We start from the raw sequence: 17,952 nt of genomic DNA, 5'->3' as shown, positions 1-17,952 counted from the left end.
CCCGTCGATCCAGAGTCTGCGTCGATCTCCGTGCCCAGCAGAAGGTCTCGAACGGCTCCTGAAGCGGCCCGGCCTATTTAGGCACCTCGGCGGCCCGGGCCCCGGCACGCCGGTCGAAAGGCCCGGCCGGTGACTCATCCGCCGGGCCGTCTGGACCGAAGTGCAGCATGGGCCGAGCAGTCGGCCGGAAGCGAAGGGAGCAAGCTCGTGTACCACATGCACATGAGAAGGCACCCACAGTGGCGGCGGCTGATCGCCGGGGGGATCGACAGGGTCGTGCGCTCGGCGGCCACCGGCATCACCAGCACGCGCTACGACCTGCTGATTCGAGGACTTGACGTCCGGTGACGACGAGGGGGAAACCCGAAGAGATCGATGTCGCTGCGAACAAGTGGGCGAAGACGCAGCTCGGAATGCTCGAATCGCTGGGCCTGAGCAGGCTCGCCGAGCGCGTCTACCGCCTGCTGCTGACCGGGCTCGTCCCGGATCCCGAGGGGCTGGCCGCGCAGTTGTCGGTCAGTGCCGACCAGATCAGGCAGGCGTTCGACCAGCTCGCCGACCTGGCCCTGCTGCGACCCTCCTGGGAGGCACCCGGCGTCATGCGCCCGGTCAACCCGGAGGCCGGGCTCCAGCTGCTGCTCCGACGCCGTCAGGCCGAGGTGCTGCGCCAGCAGCAGAGCATCGTCGAGAGCGAGGCGGCCATCACCGTGCTGGTCAGCCAGTACGCCGGCCTGCGCCCCGGTGACGGGCACCCCGACGCGGAACGGCTGATCGGCCTGGACGCCATCAGGTCGCGCATCGAGGTGCTGGCCTCGCGGGCCCGGATCGAGGTCGCCACCCTGATGCCCGGGGGGCCTCAGGATCCGGCCATGATCGAGGCGGCCAAGCCGCTCGACCAGCAGGTACGCGATCGCGGTGTGGCGATTCGCACCGTGGGGCTGGACTGCCTCCGGCGTGACGGGCCCACCCTGGCCTTCGCCTTCTGGCTGGTCGGGATAGGCGCCCAATTCCGTACCGTGCCGACCCTGCCCACGCGCATGATCATCTATGACCGCCAGATCGCGCTGGTACCCCTCGACCCGGCCGACACCAAGGCCGGCGCCGTCCAGGTCAGCAGTCCGGGGACGGTCTCGTTGATCATGGCGCTGTTCGAGCAGATCTGGGCGACGGCGACCCCCGTCGGCTCGACACCGGTTCGCGACCGCGACGGCCTGTCCCCGCAGGAACGTCAGCTCCTGCGGCTGCTCGCCGAGGGCATGACCGACGAGGGCGCGGGCCGTCAGCTGGGCCTGGCGCCCCGTACCGTGCGCCGGATCATGGCCGATGTGATGGGGCGGTTGGGGGCGCGCAGCCGCTTCGAGGCCGGCCTGCGCGCTTCCGAACGGGGGTGGCTGTAACTCGCGTGCGCACGCTCGCCGCGCCCACCGCGGTCCGGGCCCGACCCCGGCCCGCCGCACTGCCGGAAATTCCGGCCGGTGGGCGGCGCACTCGGGCCGATCGTCGCTTACTGTGCATCTCGGGGGAGCACTGCGGGAGAATGTCCCGTCAGCGCACACGCAAGCATGGCGTGCCGGGGGATCACGGAGGATGACGTCGGGAATGAGCACGCAGACGCAGGAACATCTCGGCCCCTACCGGGTGATCGGGAAGATCGGCGAGGGCGGCATGGGGGTCGTCCATCTCGGTCTCGACGGCGCGGGCCGCGAGGTCGCGATCAAGGTGCTGCACCCGCACGTGGCCGCCGACCTCAAGGCGCGCGACCGGCTGTTCCGCGAGGTGGAGACCATGCGGCGGGTGCGCAGCCGCTTCGTGGCCGAGGTGATCGACGCCGAGCTGTCAGGCGGGCGGCCCTTCGTGGTGACCCGGTTCGCCAAGGGCCGCACGCTGGAGGACACCGTGCTGTCCCAGGGCCCGCTGGAGGCGCGTGCGGTCGTCCGGCTCGCCGAGGGGTTGTGCCAGGCGCTGGTGGACGTGCACGCGGCCGGGGTGATCCACCGGGACCTGAAGCCGACCAACGTCATGCTGGTCGACGGGGAGCCGCTGGTCATCGACTTCGGCATCGCCCATCTGGTGAATGCCTCCCGGCTGACGCAGACGGGGATGTTCGTCGGCACGCCGGGTTACCTGGCGCCGGAGATCATCCGTGACTCGCAGATCACCCAGGCGGCCGACGTGCACGCGCTGGCCTCGACGGTGTTCTTCGCCGCCACGGGGCTGCCGCCGTTCGGCACGGGGACGTTCGAGGCGGTCTGCTTCAACACCATGGAGGGGCGCGCGCAGATCGACAAGGCGCCGGCCTGGCTGCGGGGCTGGCTCAGCCTGGCGTTGCAGGTCGATCCGGCGGCCCGGCCCAGCGCGCGTGAGCTGCTGCGGATGGCCAGGGCGCTCGATCCGGCCGGCCGCCCGGCGGGGCGGATCAGCGAGCGTACGCTGACCATGGATATCGTGTCCGACCTGCTCCCGCCGGTCGAATACGCCGCGAGGCGCCAGGAGGAGCCGCCGTCCCCGGCAGCGGCGCCGACCGTCCACGCGGCTCGGGAGCGGGAGCGCCCGCAGGCCCCCGCGGAGCCCTTCGACCTGCGGCGGTTCCTGCACAGCAGCGGGTTCGTCGGGGTGCTCATGCTCGTGACGCTGGTCGCGTTCACCGTGCTCATGCCGGTCGCCGTGGGCCTGGTGGCGGCGGCGATCACGCTGGCGCTGCGCGCCGCCGACCACTACTTCGCCGAGCCCGAGACCCGGCCGACGCTGTCCAGGACCGCGCTCGTGACGGCCGGCCACATGTTCCTGTCGCTGGCGTTCGGCCTGGTCGCGGGGAGCCTCCTGCACATGACCGGCCGGTTGAGCGGCAGCCACGCGGAGTCGCTGGCGGCCGGCGCGTTCACGCTGGGGCTGTTCGTGCTGCCCGGCGCGGGCGCGGTGCGGCGGACCGCCTCCAACGCCCTCGCCCGCCTCCTGCCCGGCCGCAGCCCGATCGTGGTGACGGTGGCCGTGATGGGGCCGGTCGCGCTGACGTCGATCATCATCGCCCTGGTCCAGGGGCTGTGACCCCTGCTGGAGCCACCGCCCGGACGCCAGGTCTGAGCCGCGCAAGTCGGGGCGCCGGTCAGCGCAAGTCTTGCAGCTTCTTGCGCTGACTTGACGTCGCCCCTTGCGCTCCGTCAAATTCCGCCGGATCCGCAGCTCATGGGCGCACGCTGGGAGAAGATCCTCAAAGTCTGCCGATCGACAGTTATTTCTTTGCGCAATCTCGTCGAAATATTGCGGCCTTCTGCTCGACATCTTATGGTTCGGCCATCCGCCTTACCCGAAGGGCCACCCCCATGAGAGCACTGCTTGCCGCCCTTACGTTACTGATCGGAATCCTGGTCGCCCCGCCCGCCTCAGCCGCGGCCGACACCAACCTCGCCGCCGGCAAGACCGCCACCGCGAGCAGCACCAACGACGTCTACACCGCCGCCAACGTGACCGACGGCAACCAGGCCACCTACTGGGAATCAGCCAACAACGCCTTCCCGCAGTGGATCCAGGTCGACCTGGGCACCACCGCCGGCGTGAACAAACTGGTGCTCAAACTCCCCACCGGATGGCCCAGCCGCACCCAGACCCTGACCGTCCAGGGCAGCACCACCGGCACCGCCTTCAACACCATCGCCCCCGCCGCCACCCACACCTTCAACCCCACCGCCACCATCACCTTCCCCACCACCACCACCACCCGCTACCTACGCCTGCAGATCACCGCCAACAACGGCTGGCCGGCCGGACAACTGGCAGAACTCGAAGCCTGGGGCAGCGCCCCCGACAACCCCGACCCCGGCACCAACCTCGCCCTCGGCAAACCCATCACCGGCTCCGCGCACACCCACACCTACGTGGCCGCCAACGCCAACGACAACAACGTCCAGACCTACTTCGAAGGCGCCACCTACCCCACCACGCTCACCGTGCAACTCGGCGCGAACGCGGACCTCAGCTCGATCACCCTCAAGCTCAACCCGGACGCGGCCTGGGCCCGGCGCACCCAGACCATCCAGGTGCTGGGCCGCGAGCAGAACGCCACCTCCTTCACCAACCTGGTCTCCCCGACCGCCTACACCTTCGACCCGGCCACCGGCAACACGGTGACGATCCCGGTGACCGCCAAGGTCGCCGACCTCCGGCTGCAGATCACCGCCAACTCCGGCGCCCCCGGCGGCCAGATCGCCGAGTTCCAGATCTTCGGCACCCCGGCCGCCAACCCCGACCTCACCGTCACGAATCTCACCTGGACGCCCGCAGCGCCGACCGCGACGACCGCCATCACGCTGTCGAGCACGGTCAGGAACGCGGGCACGGCGGGCTCGGCCGCGACCTCGGTCACCTTCTACGCCGGCACCACCAAGGTCGGCACCGCCGCCGTGGGCGCCCTGGCCGCCGGCGCCTCCACCACCGTCTCGGCGAACATCGGGACCAGGAGCGCGGGGACGTACCAGCTCTCGGCCAAGGTGGACGAGGACGGCAAGGTCGCCGAGCAGAACGAGAGCAACAACACCTTCACCGCGCCGACGTCCCTGGTCGTCGCCGAGGCTCCCGGACCCGACCTGCAGGTCCTCAGCATCACGGCCAACCCACCGAACCCCGCCGCCGGAGCGCGGGTCACCTTCACCGTGGCCGTGAAGAACCGCGGCACCAGCACCACCGGCGCCACCACGGTCACCCGGGTCGCGGTGGGCGGCACCACGCTCGACACCCAGACGCCGCCGATCGCCGCCGGTGCGACCGCCGACGTGGCCGTCAGCGGCAGCTGGACCGCCACCAGCGGCGGCGCCACCGTCACCGCCACCGCCGACGCGACCGGCGTCGTGGCGGAGACCGACGAGGGCAACAACTCGCTCGCGCAGGCGATCACGGTCGGGCGCGGCGCCTCGGTGCCGTACGTCGAGTACGAGGCCGAGGCCGCCGGTTACCAGGGGACCCTGCTGCAGGCGGACCCGCTGCGCACCTTCGGCCACACCAACTTCGCGACCGAGTCGTCGGGCCGGAAGTCGGTCCGGCTCAACAGCACCGGCCAGTACGTCGAGTTCACCTCCACCAACCCCGCCAACTCGATCGTGGTGCGCAACTCGATCCCGGACGCGGCGGGCGGCGGCGGCATCGAGGCCACGCTCAGCCTGTACGTCGACGGCGTCTTCGCGCGGAAGCTCACCCTGTCGTCCCGGCACAGCTGGCTGTACGGCACCAGCGACGACCCGGAGGCGCTGACCAACACTCCGCAGGCCGACGCGCGGCGGCTGTTCGACGAGGCGCACGCGCTCCTGTCACGCTCGTACCCGGCCGGCACCAAGTTCCGGCTGCAGCGGGACGCCGGCGACAACGCCGCCTTCTACATCATCGACCTGATCGACCTGGAGCAGGTGGCGCCCCCGGCCGACAAGCCGGCCGAATGCACCTCCATCACCGAGTACGGCGCGGTCCCCGACGACGGCAACGACGACACGGCCGCCATCCAGCGGGCGGTCACCGACGACCAGAACGGCGTCATCACCTGCGTGTGGATCCCGCCGGGCCAGTGGCGGCAGGAGAAGAAGATCCTCACCGACGATCCGCTGAACCGCGGCCAGTACAACCAGGTCGGCATCAGCAACGTCACGATCCGCGGCGCGGGCATGTGGCACTCCCAGCTCTACACCCTGACCGAGCCCCACCTGGCGACGGGCGGCATCAACCACCCGCACGAGGGCAACTTCGGCTTCGACATCGACAACAACGTCCAGCTCTCCGACCTGGCCATCTTCGGCTCCGGCCGCATCCGCGGCGGCCCCGGCGGCGCCGAGGGCGGGGTCGGGCTGAACGGGCGGTTCGGCAGGAACACGAAGATCGCCAACGTGTGGATCGAGCACGCCAACGTGGGCGTCTGGGTCGGCCGCGACTACGACAACATCCCCGAGCTTTGGGGGCCGGCCGACGGGCTGCAGTTCAGCGGCATGCGCATCCGCAACACGTACGCCGACGGCATCAACTTCAGCAACGGGACGCGGAACTCGCGGGTGTTCAACTCCACCTTCCGCACCACCGGCGACGACTCCCTGGCCGTCTGGGCCAACCGGTTCGTGAAGGACCCGTCGGTGGACATCGCGCATGACAACACGTTCGTCAACAACACCATCCAGCTCCCGTGGCGGGCGAACGGCATCGCGATCTACGGCGGTTACGACAACAAGATCGAGAACAACCTCGTCTACGACACCATGAACTACCCGGGCATCATGCTCGCCACCGACCACGACCCGCTGCCCTTCTCCGGCCAGACGCTGATCGCCAACAACGCGCTGCACCGCTGCGGCGGCGTCTTCTGGGGTGAGGCCCAGAAGTTCGGCGCCATCACGCTCTTCGCCCAGAACAGGGACATCACCGGCGTGACCATCCGCGACACCGACATCTCCGACTCGACCTACGACGGCATCCAGTTCAAGGGGGGCGGCGGCAACATGCCGAACGTCGCCATCACCGGCGTCCGCATCGACAGGTCCAACAACGGCGCCGGCATCCTGGCCCAGGGCAGCGCCCGCGGCAGCGCGACGCTGACCGGCGTCACCATCACGAACTCGGCGACCGGCGACATCGTCAGGGAACCGGGTACGACCTTCCAGATCACCGGCGGGTGACGCCGCACGGGGCCTGAACGCCACACGGCCGATCAGGCCCGAGGACACCGCGACTCCGGGAGCGACCCGTCCCGGAGTCGCGGCCGTCCGGGGGGTGGCGCCCACTGGCGGCGAGGGGCCCGGCGGCGGGAGGAGGCGGCCGCGACGAGCAGGTCCATCGAGCCCGAGGAGGTCGCCGCCGTGGCGCGTGTCGGAGCAGGGTGATGACGGCGGCCGAGGCCAGGTGGGTGAAGACGAGGCGGGCGTCCGGCCGGCGCTCGCCGGCCAGACGGACGCCGGGTGTTCCTGCCTGGCCAGGGTCAGTAGAGCCAGCGGTAGGAGCGCACCACGGCTCCGGCGTCGAGGTCGGCCGCCCGGCGGGCGTCGGAGGTGCGCACCGCGCGGAAGGCCCCGGTGAGCTCCTCGCCCAGCGCCGCGCGGATCCGCTGGTTGCCCAGCAACGCGTCGAGCTGCTCCGTCACCGTGGTGGGCAGCCGGTGGACGCCGTGCTCGGCGCGCCGGGCCTCGCTCCAGGTCCCCGGGTCCTCCTGCACCGGGTCGGGCGGCGTGAGCCCGTCCTCGATGCCGGCCAGCCCGGCGGCGATGACGGCGGTGAGCGCGAGGTAGGGGTTGGCGGCGGCGTCGGACGGCTTGAGCTCGACGTTGGCGTGCGCCGGTCCCAGCAGCGGGGTGGCCGGTACGAGCCGCAGCGCCGCCTCCCGGTTCTCCACGCCCCAGCAGGTGAACGCGCCCGTCCAGAACCCCGGCCGCAGCCGTTGCAGCGACGACAGGCTCGGCGCGGTGACGGCCACGACCGCGGGCAGGTCGCGCAGCAGCCCGGCGAGGTAGGCCCCGCCCTCGGCCGTCATGCCGGCCGGGCCGTCGCCGCCGGACAGCAGGTTCGTGCCGGCCCGGGACAGCGAGGTGTGCAGATGCCAGCCGTTGCCCACCTGGCCCATCGTGACCAGCGGGGCGAAGCTGGCGCGCAGCCCGTGCGCCCGGGCGGCCGCGTGCACCGTCTGCCGGGCCAGGAGCTGCCGGTCGGCGGCGGTGACCGGGTCGGACGGTGCGATGTTGAACTCGAACTGCCCCGGCCCGTATTCGCCGTGGAACTGGCCGACGGGCACCCCGTTGCGGTCGAGGTCGCGCAGCAGCTGCTCGGCGAAGGCGTCCACGGCCAGCATCTTGGCCGGCCCGTAGGACGGCCCCTCGTAGACGGGCCGCAGCTCGTCGCCGTCGTCGCCGTCGGCCCGGCTGAGGTGGAACTCCATCTCGTAACCGGCCAGGAACTCCAGGCCGAGCGCCCCGGCCCGGGCGACCTGCCGCTCCAGCGCGCCCCGCTGGTCGTACGGCCACGGGGACCCGTCGGCCGCCACCTGCCGCCCCGGCACCCACGCGAACCCGGGCTGCCCGGCCAGCCGGACCAGCCGCTCGACAACCGGCACCAGCCGGATGTCACCCGAGGGAGTGCCCAGCGGGGCGTGCTCGAAGGTGATGGTGTCGTGCGAGTCGAACACCGCGAACAGCGGCGTCACCCCGACCCCGAGCCTGGCCGCCGCGCCGAACTGGCCGGCGGGCACCGTGCGCGACCGTGGGATGCCGTTGTTGTCGGCCCAGACGATCGTGACGCCGGCCACGCCCGTCGCGGCCAGATCGAGATCCTCCGTGCCGCCCTGCTGCGCGCCGGCGGTTACCTGGTCGAGCATTCGGCATCCCCTCACGAGCAGTCACTCGCCATAGCCACTTAGAGTAGCCAAGATACTACTCTCCGCGTCGATCGCGGCAGGCCGCCCGCTCGCGGGCAGCGGGATGCTGCCGGCGATAAGGTGCGTCACGTGGAGGAACTGGGGCATCTGTTTCGTTCGGCCGCTGAGCACGCGGCCGCCTACCGGCGCTCGTTGCCCGACCGGCCGGTCGGACCGCCGATCGACCTGGACGCGCTGATCGCCGCGTTCTCCGGCCCGCTGCCCTCCGCCCCCACACCGGCGGACCGGGTGCTGGCCGACCTGCTCGCCGCGGCCGAACCCGGCCTGGTCGCGACCGCCGGCCCGCGATATTTCGGGTTCGTGGTCGGCGGCGCGTCGCCGGCCGCGACCGCGGCCGACATCCTGGCCGCCGGCTGGGACCAGCTCGCGACCAACACCGTCACGTCGCCGGCGGCGGTCGCGGCCGAGGCCGCCGCCGGGGCCTGGCTGAAGGAGCTGCTGGGGATCCCGCCGTCGGCATCGACCGGGTTCGTCACGGGCGGCCAGGCGGCCAACACCGCCGGGCTCGCCGCCGCCCGGCACCAGGTGCTGGCCGACGCGGGCTGGGACGTGGAGCGGCGCGGGCTGCTCGGAGCGCCGCGGATCCGGGTGATCGCCGGGGAGGAGCGGCACGTGACCATCGACCGGTCCCTGCGCCTGCTGGGCCTCGGCACCGACGTGGTGGAGCCGGTGCCGGCTGGGCCGAACGGCGCCGTCGACGTCGATGCGCTGGCGGAGCGGCTGCGAGCCGGCTCACCGGGCCCGACCGTCGTGTGCCTCCAGGCCGGCAACGTGAACACCGGCGCCTGCGACCCGCTCCGGGAGGCGTGCGAGCTGGTCCACCGGCACGGCGGGTGGGCGCACGTGGACGGGGCGTTCGGGCTGTGGGCCGCGGCCGCCCCCGGGACCCGGCATCTGGTGGACGGGCTGGAGCTGGCCGACTCCTGGGCCTGTGACGGTCACAAGTGGCTGAATCTCCCGTACGACTCGGGCTTCGTGTTCTGCGCGCGGCCCGACGCGCACGCGGCGGCGATGTCCTTCGCCGCCGCGTACCTGGTCGGATCGGGCGGTGTGCCCGTGGGAGCGGACCTCACCGCCGAGTCCTCGCGCCGCGCCCGCGGGTTCGCCGCGTGGGCCGGGCTGCGGGAGTTGGGGCGCGACGGGGTCGCGGCCCTGGTCGAGCGCTGCTGCGCGCTGGCCCGGCGGTTCGCCGAGGGGCTGACCGCGGCGGGGTTCGAGGTGGTGAACGAGGTGGTGCTCAACCAGGTGCTGGTCGGCTTCGGCGACGACGCGCGCACCGACCGCGTGGTGGCGGCGGTGCAGGCGGACGGCACCTGCTGGGCGGGCGGCACCACCTGGCGGGGCCGGCGGCTGATGCGGATCTCGGTGTCGAACGCCACCACCGCGGAGGCGGACGTGGACCGGTCGGTCGCCGCGATCACCCGCGCCGCCGCCTGACACCGGCCGGAACCGCCCGCCGGCGCGGCTGCCTCCGTGACAAGAGGGTCACCAGCACAAGAGGGTCACCAGTCGATGGCGCGGGCCAGCGGCGTGCCCTGCCCCGGCGACAGCGGCTCGGTCAGCATGAACGGCATCTGCGCCATGAACCGGGGCTCGGTCCCCAGATGCTCCTGGGCGGCGTGCACGGTGAACGGGTGCACCACGTAGGCGTCCCCGGGGCTCCCGGTGGCGAGCGCCACCGGCCGGTCCTCGCCGGTCGCGTCGAAGAGCGGCCCCATCTGCATCGGGTCGAGCACCTGCTCGTCCAGCACCTTGGCCAGGTCGCGCTGGGAGCCGGCGCGCACCCGGGTCGGCGCGTCGTCCGGGCCGACCTCCGAGAACAGCACCAGCAGCAGGAGCGTGGCCGGCCGGTTGCTCACCCCCCAGGTGCCGTCGGGCCGCGCCGTGTTGGAGTCGACGTGCCAGCCCCGGTCGTCGGCCGGCGGCACCCGGGGAAAGCGGACCGGGATGTTGCCGACGCTGCCGCGCCGCGCCCACCCTCCCGGGCCGGCCACCGCGTCCAGCGCCGCGTGCAGCCGCGGGCTGGCCATGAACTGCCCGAACGGCCCCTCCCCGGTCAGGTCGGCCGTCCACACCACCGGCTGCGTCCACCCGGCCGGGTCGTCCGGCGACAGCCCGATGCGCTGCCACAACAACGCCCTGGCTGCGTCACCGACCTCGCGTGGCACGATCTGCTCCACCTTGGCGAAACCGTCGGCGACGAACTGCTCGACATCGATGATTCCCATGCTCAGGACGCTACCAACGCCGTCCACTGCTTTTTCCGACCCCCGTGCCGCATCAGGCGCGGGAGTCGAGGTGCTGACGGATGGCGGCCATGACGGCCTGCGGGGAGGCGCCGCGGCTGAAGGTCGCGACGACGACCTGGTCGCTCTCCTGGGGTTGTTCGAGGTGGCGGAAGGTGGCGATGACGTAGCCGAGGGCGTGGTCGAGCCGCTCGCTCGGGTCGTACGTGCCGCCGGCCCGCAGCCAGCCGCGCAGGACCTGGTTGTGCGCGGCCACCACGGAGGCCGCCATGAGCTCGGCGCGCAGGCCGGCGTCGGGGGAGTCGCCGAGCCATTCGCCCACGAACTCGCGGAACAGCCGCTGGTAACGGGCCACGCTGGCGATCTCGCGGTCGCGCAGCGCGGGCACCTTGCGCACCAGGCGGTAGCGGCGCAGCGACACCTCCGCGTCGTCGACATAGTGGGCGAGGACGATCCGGACCGCGTCGGTGATGGCCACGATCGCGGTGTCGGCGGTGGAGGCGCGCAGCCGGGCCGCGATCCGGTCGAGCAGCGTGTCGTGGTCGGGGAAGATCGCGTCTTCCTTGGAGCGGTGGTAGCGGAAGAACGTGCTGCGGCTGACGCCTGCTCGCGCGGCGATGTCGTCGACGGTGGTCTCGTCGTAGCCGTGCTCGTCGAAGAGCGCCACGGCGGCTTCGGCCAGGCGCTGGCTGATGGGCGGTGTCGGCACGTGGCCATTGTCCCGGAAGCCGGGGCTGTTCAGGAGGAGCGATACTGAGTATCGTGCATATGAAACTGAGTCTTACCCGGTGGTGGTGAATGGCAGCGCACGGCACTGCGGGCAGCCTGGCCCGTCTCAAGGAGCGCCTGGACGAGGCGGTGCACGTCGGCGAGGCGCGCGCGGCGGCCAAGCAGCACGCCAAGGGCCGGCTGACCGCCCGCGAGCGCGTCGAACGGCTGCTGGACCCCGGCTCGTTCGTGGAGCTGGACGCCCTCGCCAAGGGCACGCTGGGCCACGGCGACGGCGTGGTCACCGGCCACGGCACGGTGGACGGGCGCCAGGTGTGCGTGTTCTCGCAGGACTTCACGGTGGCCGGCGGCTCGCTGGGCGAGGTGTACGGGCAGAAGATCTGCAAGGTCATGGACCTGGCGATGCGCACCGGCTGCCCGATCATCGGCATCAACGAGGGCGCCGGCGCCCGCATCCAGGAGGGCGTGGTCTCGCTCGGCCTGTACGGCGAGATCTTCCGCCGCAACATCCGCGCCTCGGGGGTGATCCCGCAGATCTCGCTCATCATGGGCGCCTGCGCGGGTGGCCACGTCTACTCCCCGGCGCTCACCGACTTCACGATCATGGTGGACGAGTCCTCCCACATGTTCGTCACCGGCCCCGACGTGATCAAGACGGTCACCGGCGAGGACGTCACCTTCGAGGACCTGGGCGGCGGCCGGGTGCACAACAGCCGCAGCGGCGTGGCCCACTACCTGGCCTCCGACGAGGAGGACGCGCTCGACTACGCGAGGGGCCTGCTGGCGTACCTGCCGGACAACAACCTCGACGAGCCGCCGCACCCCGAGTTCGAGGCCGATTTGGAGCCGTCCGCCGGCGACCTGGCGCTGGACGAGCTGGTGCCGGACTCGCCGAACCAGCCGTACGACATGCACGAGGTCATCGCCGCGCTGCTGGACGACGGCGACTTCCTGGAGGTGCAGGCGCTGTTCGCGCCGAACATCGTGATCGGCTTCGGCCGGGTCGAGGGCCGCCCGGTCGGCGTGGTCGCCAACCAGCCGATGCGGCTGGCCGGGACGCTGGACATCGACGCCTCGGAGAAGGCCGCCCGGTTCGTGCGCACCTGCGATGCCTTCAGCATCCCGGTGCTCACGCTGGTGGACGTGCCCGGCTTCCTGCCCGGCACCGGCCAGGAGTGGAACGGCATCATCCGGCGCGGCGCCAAGCTCCTGTACGCCTACGGCGAGGCCACGGTGCCGCTGGTCACGGTGATCACCCGCAAGGCGTACGGGGGCGCGTACGACGTGATGGGCTCCAAGCACCTGGGCGCGGACGTCAACCTGGCCTGGTCCACGGCGCAGATCGCGGTGATGGGCGCCCAGGGCGCGGTCAACATCCTGCACCGCAAGCGCCTGGCCGCCGCCGGCGACCCCGACGCGCTGCGCGCCGAGCTGATCGCCGAGTACGAGGACACCCTGGCCACCCCCTACCTGGCGGCCGAGCGCGGCTACGTGGACGCGGTCATCCGGCCGAGCGAGACCCGCCGCGAGGTCACCCGGGCGCTGCGGCTGCTGCGCGGCAAGCGCGACGCCCTGCCGCCCAAGAAGCACGGGAACATCCCGCTATGAGGGTGATCAAGGGAGATCCCACGCCGGAGGAGCTGGCCGCCCTCGTCGTCGCCCTGCGCACGCTGCGCCAGGAGCCCGCCCCACGGCCGGCCGTCCGGCCCCGGCGCGTGTTGCGCCGCCCCCTCGCCCGAGGCCCGCGCGGCTGGCGGGAGTCGAGCTGGAATCTTGGAGGACACCTGTGAGCCTGCGCAAGGTGCTGGTCGCCAACCGCGGTGAGATCGCCGTCCGCGTCGTGCGGGCCTGCCGGGACGCCGGGATCGGGTGCGTGGCGGTCTACGCCGACCCCGATCGCGACGCGCTGCACGTACGGCTGGCCGACGAGGCGTACGCGCTGGGCGGGGCGACGCCCGCCGAGACGTACCTGTCGATCGAGAAGATCGTCGAGGTGGCGGCGCGGTCGGGAGCCGACGCCGTGCACCCCGGCTACGGTTTCCTGGCCGAGAACGCCGCGTTCGCCCAGGCGGTCATCGACGCCGGGCTGGTCTGGATCGGCCCGCCGCCCGCCGCGATCACCGCGCTCGGCGACAAGGTGCGGGCCCGGCACCTCGCCCAGCAGGTCGGCGCGCCGCTGGTCCCCGGGACGCCCGACCCGGTGTCCGGGGTCGAGCAGGTCCTGCGGTTCGCCGAGCGGCACGGGCTGCCGATCGCGATCAAAGCGGCGTTCGGCGGCGGCGGGCGTGGCCTGAAGGTGGCCCGCACCCTGGAGGAGATCCCCGACCTGTACGACAGCGCCGTCCGCGAGGCCGTGGCGGCCTTCGGCCGGGGCGAGTGCTTCGTCGAGCGCTACCTCGACCGGCCCCGCCACGTGGAGACCCAGTGCCTGGCCGACGCGCACGGCACCGTGGTCGTGGTGAGCACCCGCGACTGCTCCCTCCAGCGCCGCCACCAGAAGCTCGTCGAGGAGGCCCCGGCCCCCTTCCTCACCCCCGAGCAGGAGGCGCTGCTGCGCGAGTCGTCGAAGGCGCTCCTGCGCGCGGCCGGTTACGTCGGCGCCGGGACCTGCGAGTTCCTGGTCGGCCAGGACGGCACCGTCTCCTTCCTGGAGGTCAACACCCGCCTGCAGGTCGAGCACCCGGTCACCGAGGAGGTGACCGGCATCGACCTGGTCCGCGAGATGTTCCGCATAGCCGACGGCGAACCCCTCGGCTACGACGACCCCGCGCCGCGCGGCCACTCCATCGAGTTCCGCGTCAACGCCGAGGACCCCGGCCGCGGCTTCCTGCCCGCCCCCGGCACCATCACCGGCTGGCGCGCGCCCTCCGGCCCGGGTGTCCGCCTGGACAGCGGCTACGAGCAGGGCGAGACCGTGCCGGGCGCGTTCGACTCCCTGGTCGCCAAGCTGATCGTCACCGGGGCCACCCGTACCCAGGCGCTGGAGCGCGCCCGCCGGGCGCTGGCCGAGTACGAGATCGACGGCATGCCCACCGCGCTGCCCTTCCACCGGGCCGTCGTCCAGGACCCCGCCTTCACCGCCGAGCCGTTCACCGTGCACACCCGCTGGATCGAGACCGAGTTCGACAACCGGATCGCGCCCTACGCGGGCGAGATCGCGGCTGCGGAGCCGGAGGAGCGGGAGCGCGTCACGGTCGAGGTGGCGGGCAAGCGCCTGGAGGTCGTCCTCCCGGCCGGGCTCGGAGCCGCCGCCGGCGGCGCGCGGAAGCCCGCGGCCGCCCGCCGGGCCAGGACGGCGGCGGCGCCCGCCGCCGGTGGCGACGCGCTGGTCAGCCCCATGCAGGGCACGATCGTCAAGGTGGTCGCCGCCGACGGCGACAGCGTGACGACCGGCGACACCGTCGTCGTGCTGGAGGCCATGAAGATGGAGCAGCCGCTCACCGCGCACAAGGACGGCACCGTGGTGGGCCTGTCCGCGGCGACCGGGGCCACGGTGACGGCGGGCGCGGTGATCTGCGAGATCAAGGACCCGGCATGACCCGGGAGCGGTGGCGGGAGCGCCCCCGGCCTGCTCCGCGACCTGACGGCCCACCTCACCGCCGGGCACCCCGTCTAGGGCCGGAGCAGCAGGTTGATGACCACGGTCAGCACCACCGACAGCAGGATCGACAGGACGATCATCGCCAGGCACCCCGTCCACCCGCCCAGCGGTGTGACATCCCACCTTCCGAACCTCATACCGCATGCGCCTACCCGCGGACGCGACCCGAAATCCCCTGGTCAGGCCATGTCCTGGCGCGCCTGCCGAGGAGGAGGTGAGCGGCCGGCTCAGAGGGCGTCGAGGAGTTGCCGCATGCGGGCGATCTCGATGCGCTGGTCCGAGTCGACGTGGGTGGCGAACTGGTCGATCTCCGGCTCCAGGCCGCCCTTCTCGGTGTACAGGCGCTCCACCATCTGCAGCGCGCCGGTGTGGTGCTGGATCATGTACCGGTAGAAGAGCCGGTCGAACTGTTCGCCCTTGGCCTCCCGGAGCTCGGTGAGCTGGGCGTCGGTGAGCATGCCGGGCATGAGCGCGCCGCCGTGGTCGTGGGCGGAGTCCGCGCCGGGCACCGGTTCCATGCGGTCGCGCAGCCAGCGCACCATCAGGTCCATCTCGTCCCGCTGGGAGACGTCGATGCGCTTGGCGAGCCGCGGCAGGCTGGTGCTCTTGGCCCGCCCGGCGACCAGGCCGGTCATCTCCAGCGCCTGGGCGTGGTGGCGGATCATCCCCTGCATGAACCGTACGTCCGCGGCGGTGTGCCCGGTGCCGGGCTGCTCGATCTCGTCCAGCGGCACCACCTGGCCGGTCTCGCCGGGCCGTCCCGGCTGGACGACGGTCACGGAGGAGGAGGACCCGCCGGACGTGCACCCGGTGAGCGCGCCGGCCACGATCAGGAGCGAGGGGACGAGAAGGCGTAACGAGATCATGAAGGACGCTCGCTTCGAAAGTGCCACATATCGGATATATCCGGAAAATCGGACAGCATATAGCTCAGCTCACCAAATTACTTTAGTGTCCGCATAACCGTCGTGCCGATATCTGACGGTTCAGTCGGACATCTGGGCCGTTCCGGGCTGCGGCACGGCGCGTTGGGTCACGCCGAAGTACCGGAAAAGGAGGGGTGCGACCCATGCAGGAGATCAGTACGGCACGACGACGTGCCGGGTTACGCGGCCTGGCGGTGATCGCGGCGGGGGTGATCCTGGCCGGGATACTGCCCACAGCCGCGGTGTCAGCCGAGCCGGCTCCGCTTCCGGCCGATCCGGCCACGCAGCAGGCCGACCCGCGGGTCGGCCTGGGCGCCGGCTGGCTCGACGCCCAGCAGGCGGCCAGCGGGCTGCAGCTCGTCGGCCACCAGAACCGGCCGGAGGGCTTCTTCCAGCCCGACAACCCGGGCAATCTCGCATTCGCCAACTCCGACCTCGCGCTCGCCGGCAACCACGCGTTCGTCGGGAACTTCCACGGCTTCAACATCTACGACATCTCCCAGCCGTCCCAGCCGGCCCTGAAGACCTCCGTGGTCTGCCCGGGCGGCCAGGGTGACCTGTCGGTGTACGGCAACCTGCTCTTCATGTCGGTCGAGGAGACCCGGGGCCGGCTCGACTGCGGCACCCAGGGCGCCCCCGGCTCCGTGAACCCGGAGCGCTTCCGCGGCGTCCGGATCTTCGACGTGAGCAACATCTCCCAGCCGGTCCAGGTCGCCGCGGTGCAGACCTGCCGCGGCTCGCACACGCACAGCGTGGTGACCGGCAAGCAGGACCGGGACAACGTCTACATCTACGTCTCCGGCACCGCCGGGGTGCGCAACGCCCAGGAGCTGGCCGGCTGCGTGAACGCGCCGGCGACCGACCTGAACACCGCCCTGTGGCGGATCGAGGTCATCAAGGTCCCGCTGGCCGCCCCGCAGAACGCGGCGATCGTCAGCCAGCCCCGGGTGTTCACCGACCCGGCGACCGGCGCGATCAACGGCCTGCAGAACACCCCGCCCGCGCCGACGCACCCGTCCGGCGGCAACTGGTCCCCGCAGCCGGTGACCAGCGCCTGCCACGACCTCACCGCGTTCCCGGCGCTGAACCTGGTCGCCGGCGCCTGCGCGGGCAACGGCATCCTGCTCGACACCACCGACCCGGCCGCGCCGGTCCGGCTGGACGAGGTCTCCGACCCCAACTTCGCGTACTGGCACTCGGCGACGCTGAGCAACGACGGGAAGAAGGTCGTCTTCACCGACGAGTGGGGCGGCGGCACCGGCGCCCGCTGCCGGGAGACCGACGAGCTGTCGTGGGGCGCGAACGCCATCTTCGACATCGTGAACGGCAAGATGGAGTTCCGCAGCTACTACAAGATGCCCGCGGTGCAGACCACCACGGAGAACTGCGTCGCGCACAACGGGTCGCTGATCCCGGTGCCGGGGCGGGACATCATGGTCCAGGGCTGGTACCAGGGCGGCGTGTCGGCGTTCGACTTCACCGACTCGGCCAACCCGAAGGAGATCGCCTTCTTCGACCGGGGCCCGATCAGCGCCACCCAGCTGTTCACCGGCGGCATCTGGTCCGCGTACTACTACAACGGGCGCGTGTACGGCTCCGAGATCGCCCGCGGTCTGGACGTCTTCGCGCTTACCCCGACCAAGGACCTGGCGGAGGCGGAGATCGCCGCCGCGGCCAAGGTCAGGTACGACGTGTTCAACGCCCAGCACCAGCCGCAGGTGGTCCACCAGCCCAGCTTCGAGCTGGTCCGGGCGTACCAGGTGCAGGCCGAGCGGGCCGGCACGATGCGGAAGGGCACCGCCATCGCGGTGGACCGGCTCATCGACTCGGCCGAGCGACTGGCCGACCGGCGGTTGAAGAAGATCGCCGCGATCGAGCTGCGCACCGCGGCCCGGCTGCTCAAGACCTCTGACCCGGCCCAGGCCGCCCTGGCCAAGGCGCTCAACGACCTGGCCAGAGCTCTCGACTAGCACGGCGGTACGACACCACGAGGGGCGCTCCCGCCAGGGGCGCCCCTTTCGCCGTTCGCTGGGTTGCCGCAAATGTCGTCGAAATTCTGCA

At 72.0% G+C, this 17,952-nt stretch carries 14 protein-coding genes; 9 read left to right on the top strand and 5 right to left on the bottom strand.

The features are described 5' to 3' along the window. Positions 1 to 222 precede the first annotated feature (222 nt). From ACBJ59_RS34175 to ACBJ59_RS34160, 4 genes are all read left to right on the top strand, one after another. Positions 223 to 348, top strand: a complete 126-nt coding sequence (locus ACBJ59_RS34175; RefSeq protein ID WP_375114319.1) for a hypothetical protein — start codon at positions 223 to 225, stop codon at positions 346 to 348. Between the two features lie 65 nt (positions 349 to 413). Continuing rightward, the gene (locus tag ACBJ59_RS34170) at positions 414 to 1,397 is read left to right on the top strand and encodes a LuxR C-terminal-related transcriptional regulator (RefSeq protein ID WP_375114318.1); all 984 of its coding nucleotides are present in this window, start codon (positions 414 to 416) and stop codon (positions 1,395 to 1,397) included. Between the two features lie 202 nt (positions 1,398 to 1,599). Next, complete coding sequence (locus ACBJ59_RS34165) at positions 1,600 to 3,045, top strand: serine/threonine-protein kinase (RefSeq protein WP_375114317.1); 1,446 nt, start codon at positions 1,600 to 1,602, stop codon at positions 3,043 to 3,045. A gap of 275 nt (positions 3,046 to 3,320) precedes the next feature. Next, on the top strand, positions 3,321 to 6,644 hold the full coding sequence (locus tag ACBJ59_RS34160; protein WP_375114316.1) for a CARDB domain-containing protein: 3,324 nt from the start codon (positions 3,321 to 3,323) through the stop codon (positions 6,642 to 6,644). Between the two features lie 299 nt (positions 6,645 to 6,943). Here ACBJ59_RS34160 and ACBJ59_RS34155 read toward each other — a convergent pair whose 3' ends face one another. Beyond that, positions 6,944 to 8,329 (bottom strand): glutamine synthetase family protein, encoded by a 1,386-nt coding sequence (locus ACBJ59_RS34155; RefSeq protein ID WP_375114315.1) that lies wholly within the window; start codon positions 8,327 to 8,329, stop codon positions 6,944 to 6,946. A 129-nt stretch (positions 8,330 to 8,458) separates the two neighbouring features. On the opposite strand from ACBJ59_RS34155, the gene ACBJ59_RS34150 reads away from it, so the two are divergent. Continuing rightward, on the top strand, positions 8,459 to 9,826 hold the full coding sequence (locus ACBJ59_RS34150; RefSeq protein WP_375114314.1) for a pyridoxal phosphate-dependent decarboxylase family protein: 1,368 nt from the start codon (positions 8,459 to 8,461) through the stop codon (positions 9,824 to 9,826). A 65-nt stretch (positions 9,827 to 9,891) separates the two neighbouring features. On the opposite strand, the gene ACBJ59_RS34145 is transcribed toward ACBJ59_RS34150, so the two are convergent. Then, on the bottom strand, positions 9,892 to 10,617 hold the full coding sequence (locus tag ACBJ59_RS34145) for a phytanoyl-CoA dioxygenase family protein (protein WP_375114313.1): 726 nt from the start codon (positions 10,615 to 10,617) through the stop codon (positions 9,892 to 9,894). A 52-nt stretch (positions 10,618 to 10,669) separates the two neighbouring features. Next, entirely contained in the window at positions 10,670 to 11,344 is a 675-nt protein-coding gene (locus ACBJ59_RS34140) for a TetR/AcrR family transcriptional regulator (RefSeq protein WP_375114312.1), read from the bottom strand. An 89-nt stretch (positions 11,345 to 11,433) separates the two neighbouring features. Here ACBJ59_RS34140 and ACBJ59_RS34135 point away from each other — a divergent pair, with 89 nt between their 5' ends. From ACBJ59_RS34135 to ACBJ59_RS34125, 3 genes are read left to right on the top strand one after another with little or no spacing between them, the layout of a single operon-like run. Further along, entirely contained in the window at positions 11,434 to 12,972 is a 1,539-nt protein-coding gene (locus ACBJ59_RS34135; protein ID WP_375114311.1) for an acyl-CoA carboxylase subunit beta, read from the top strand. Then, on the top strand, positions 12,969 to 13,154 hold the full coding sequence (locus tag ACBJ59_RS34130) for an acyl-CoA carboxylase subunit epsilon (RefSeq protein ID WP_375114310.1): 186 nt from the start codon (positions 12,969 to 12,971) through the stop codon (positions 13,152 to 13,154). Before ACBJ59_RS34135 ends, ACBJ59_RS34130 begins: the two co-directional genes overlap by 4 nt. A gap of 2 nt (positions 13,155 to 13,156) precedes the next feature. After that, complete coding sequence (locus ACBJ59_RS34125; protein ID WP_375114497.1) at positions 13,157 to 14,902, top strand: acetyl/propionyl/methylcrotonyl-CoA carboxylase subunit alpha; 1,746 nt, start codon at positions 13,157 to 13,159, stop codon at positions 14,900 to 14,902. Positions 14,903 to 14,976: 74 nt separating this feature from the next. On the opposite strand, the gene ACBJ59_RS34120 is transcribed toward ACBJ59_RS34125, so the two are convergent. Together ACBJ59_RS34120 and ACBJ59_RS34115 are read right to left on the bottom strand one after the other, a co-directional pair. After that, a complete protein-coding gene (locus ACBJ59_RS34120; protein ID WP_375114309.1) occupies positions 14,977 to 15,102 on the bottom strand; it encodes a hypothetical protein in 126 nt (41 codons plus the stop codon). A gap of 90 nt (positions 15,103 to 15,192) precedes the next feature. After that, a complete protein-coding gene (locus ACBJ59_RS34115) occupies positions 15,193 to 15,831 on the bottom strand; it encodes a DUF305 domain-containing protein (protein ID WP_375114308.1) in 639 nt (212 codons plus the stop codon). 203 nt (positions 15,832 to 16,034) lie between these two features. Here ACBJ59_RS34115 and ACBJ59_RS34110 point away from each other — a divergent pair, with 203 nt between their 5' ends. After that, positions 16,035 to 17,861, top strand: a complete 1,827-nt coding sequence (locus tag ACBJ59_RS34110) for an LVIVD repeat-containing protein (protein WP_375114307.1) — start codon at positions 16,035 to 16,037, stop codon at positions 17,859 to 17,861. Positions 17,862 to 17,952 lie beyond the last annotated feature (91 nt).

This window comes from Nonomuraea sp. MTCD27 (genome assembly GCF_041950495.1).
Lineage (GTDB): Bacteria > Actinomycetota > Actinomycetes > Streptosporangiales > Streptosporangiaceae > Nonomuraea.
The sequence above is the reverse complement of the archived record's forward strand: the minus strand, read 5'-3'. Positions and strand labels throughout refer to the sequence as shown.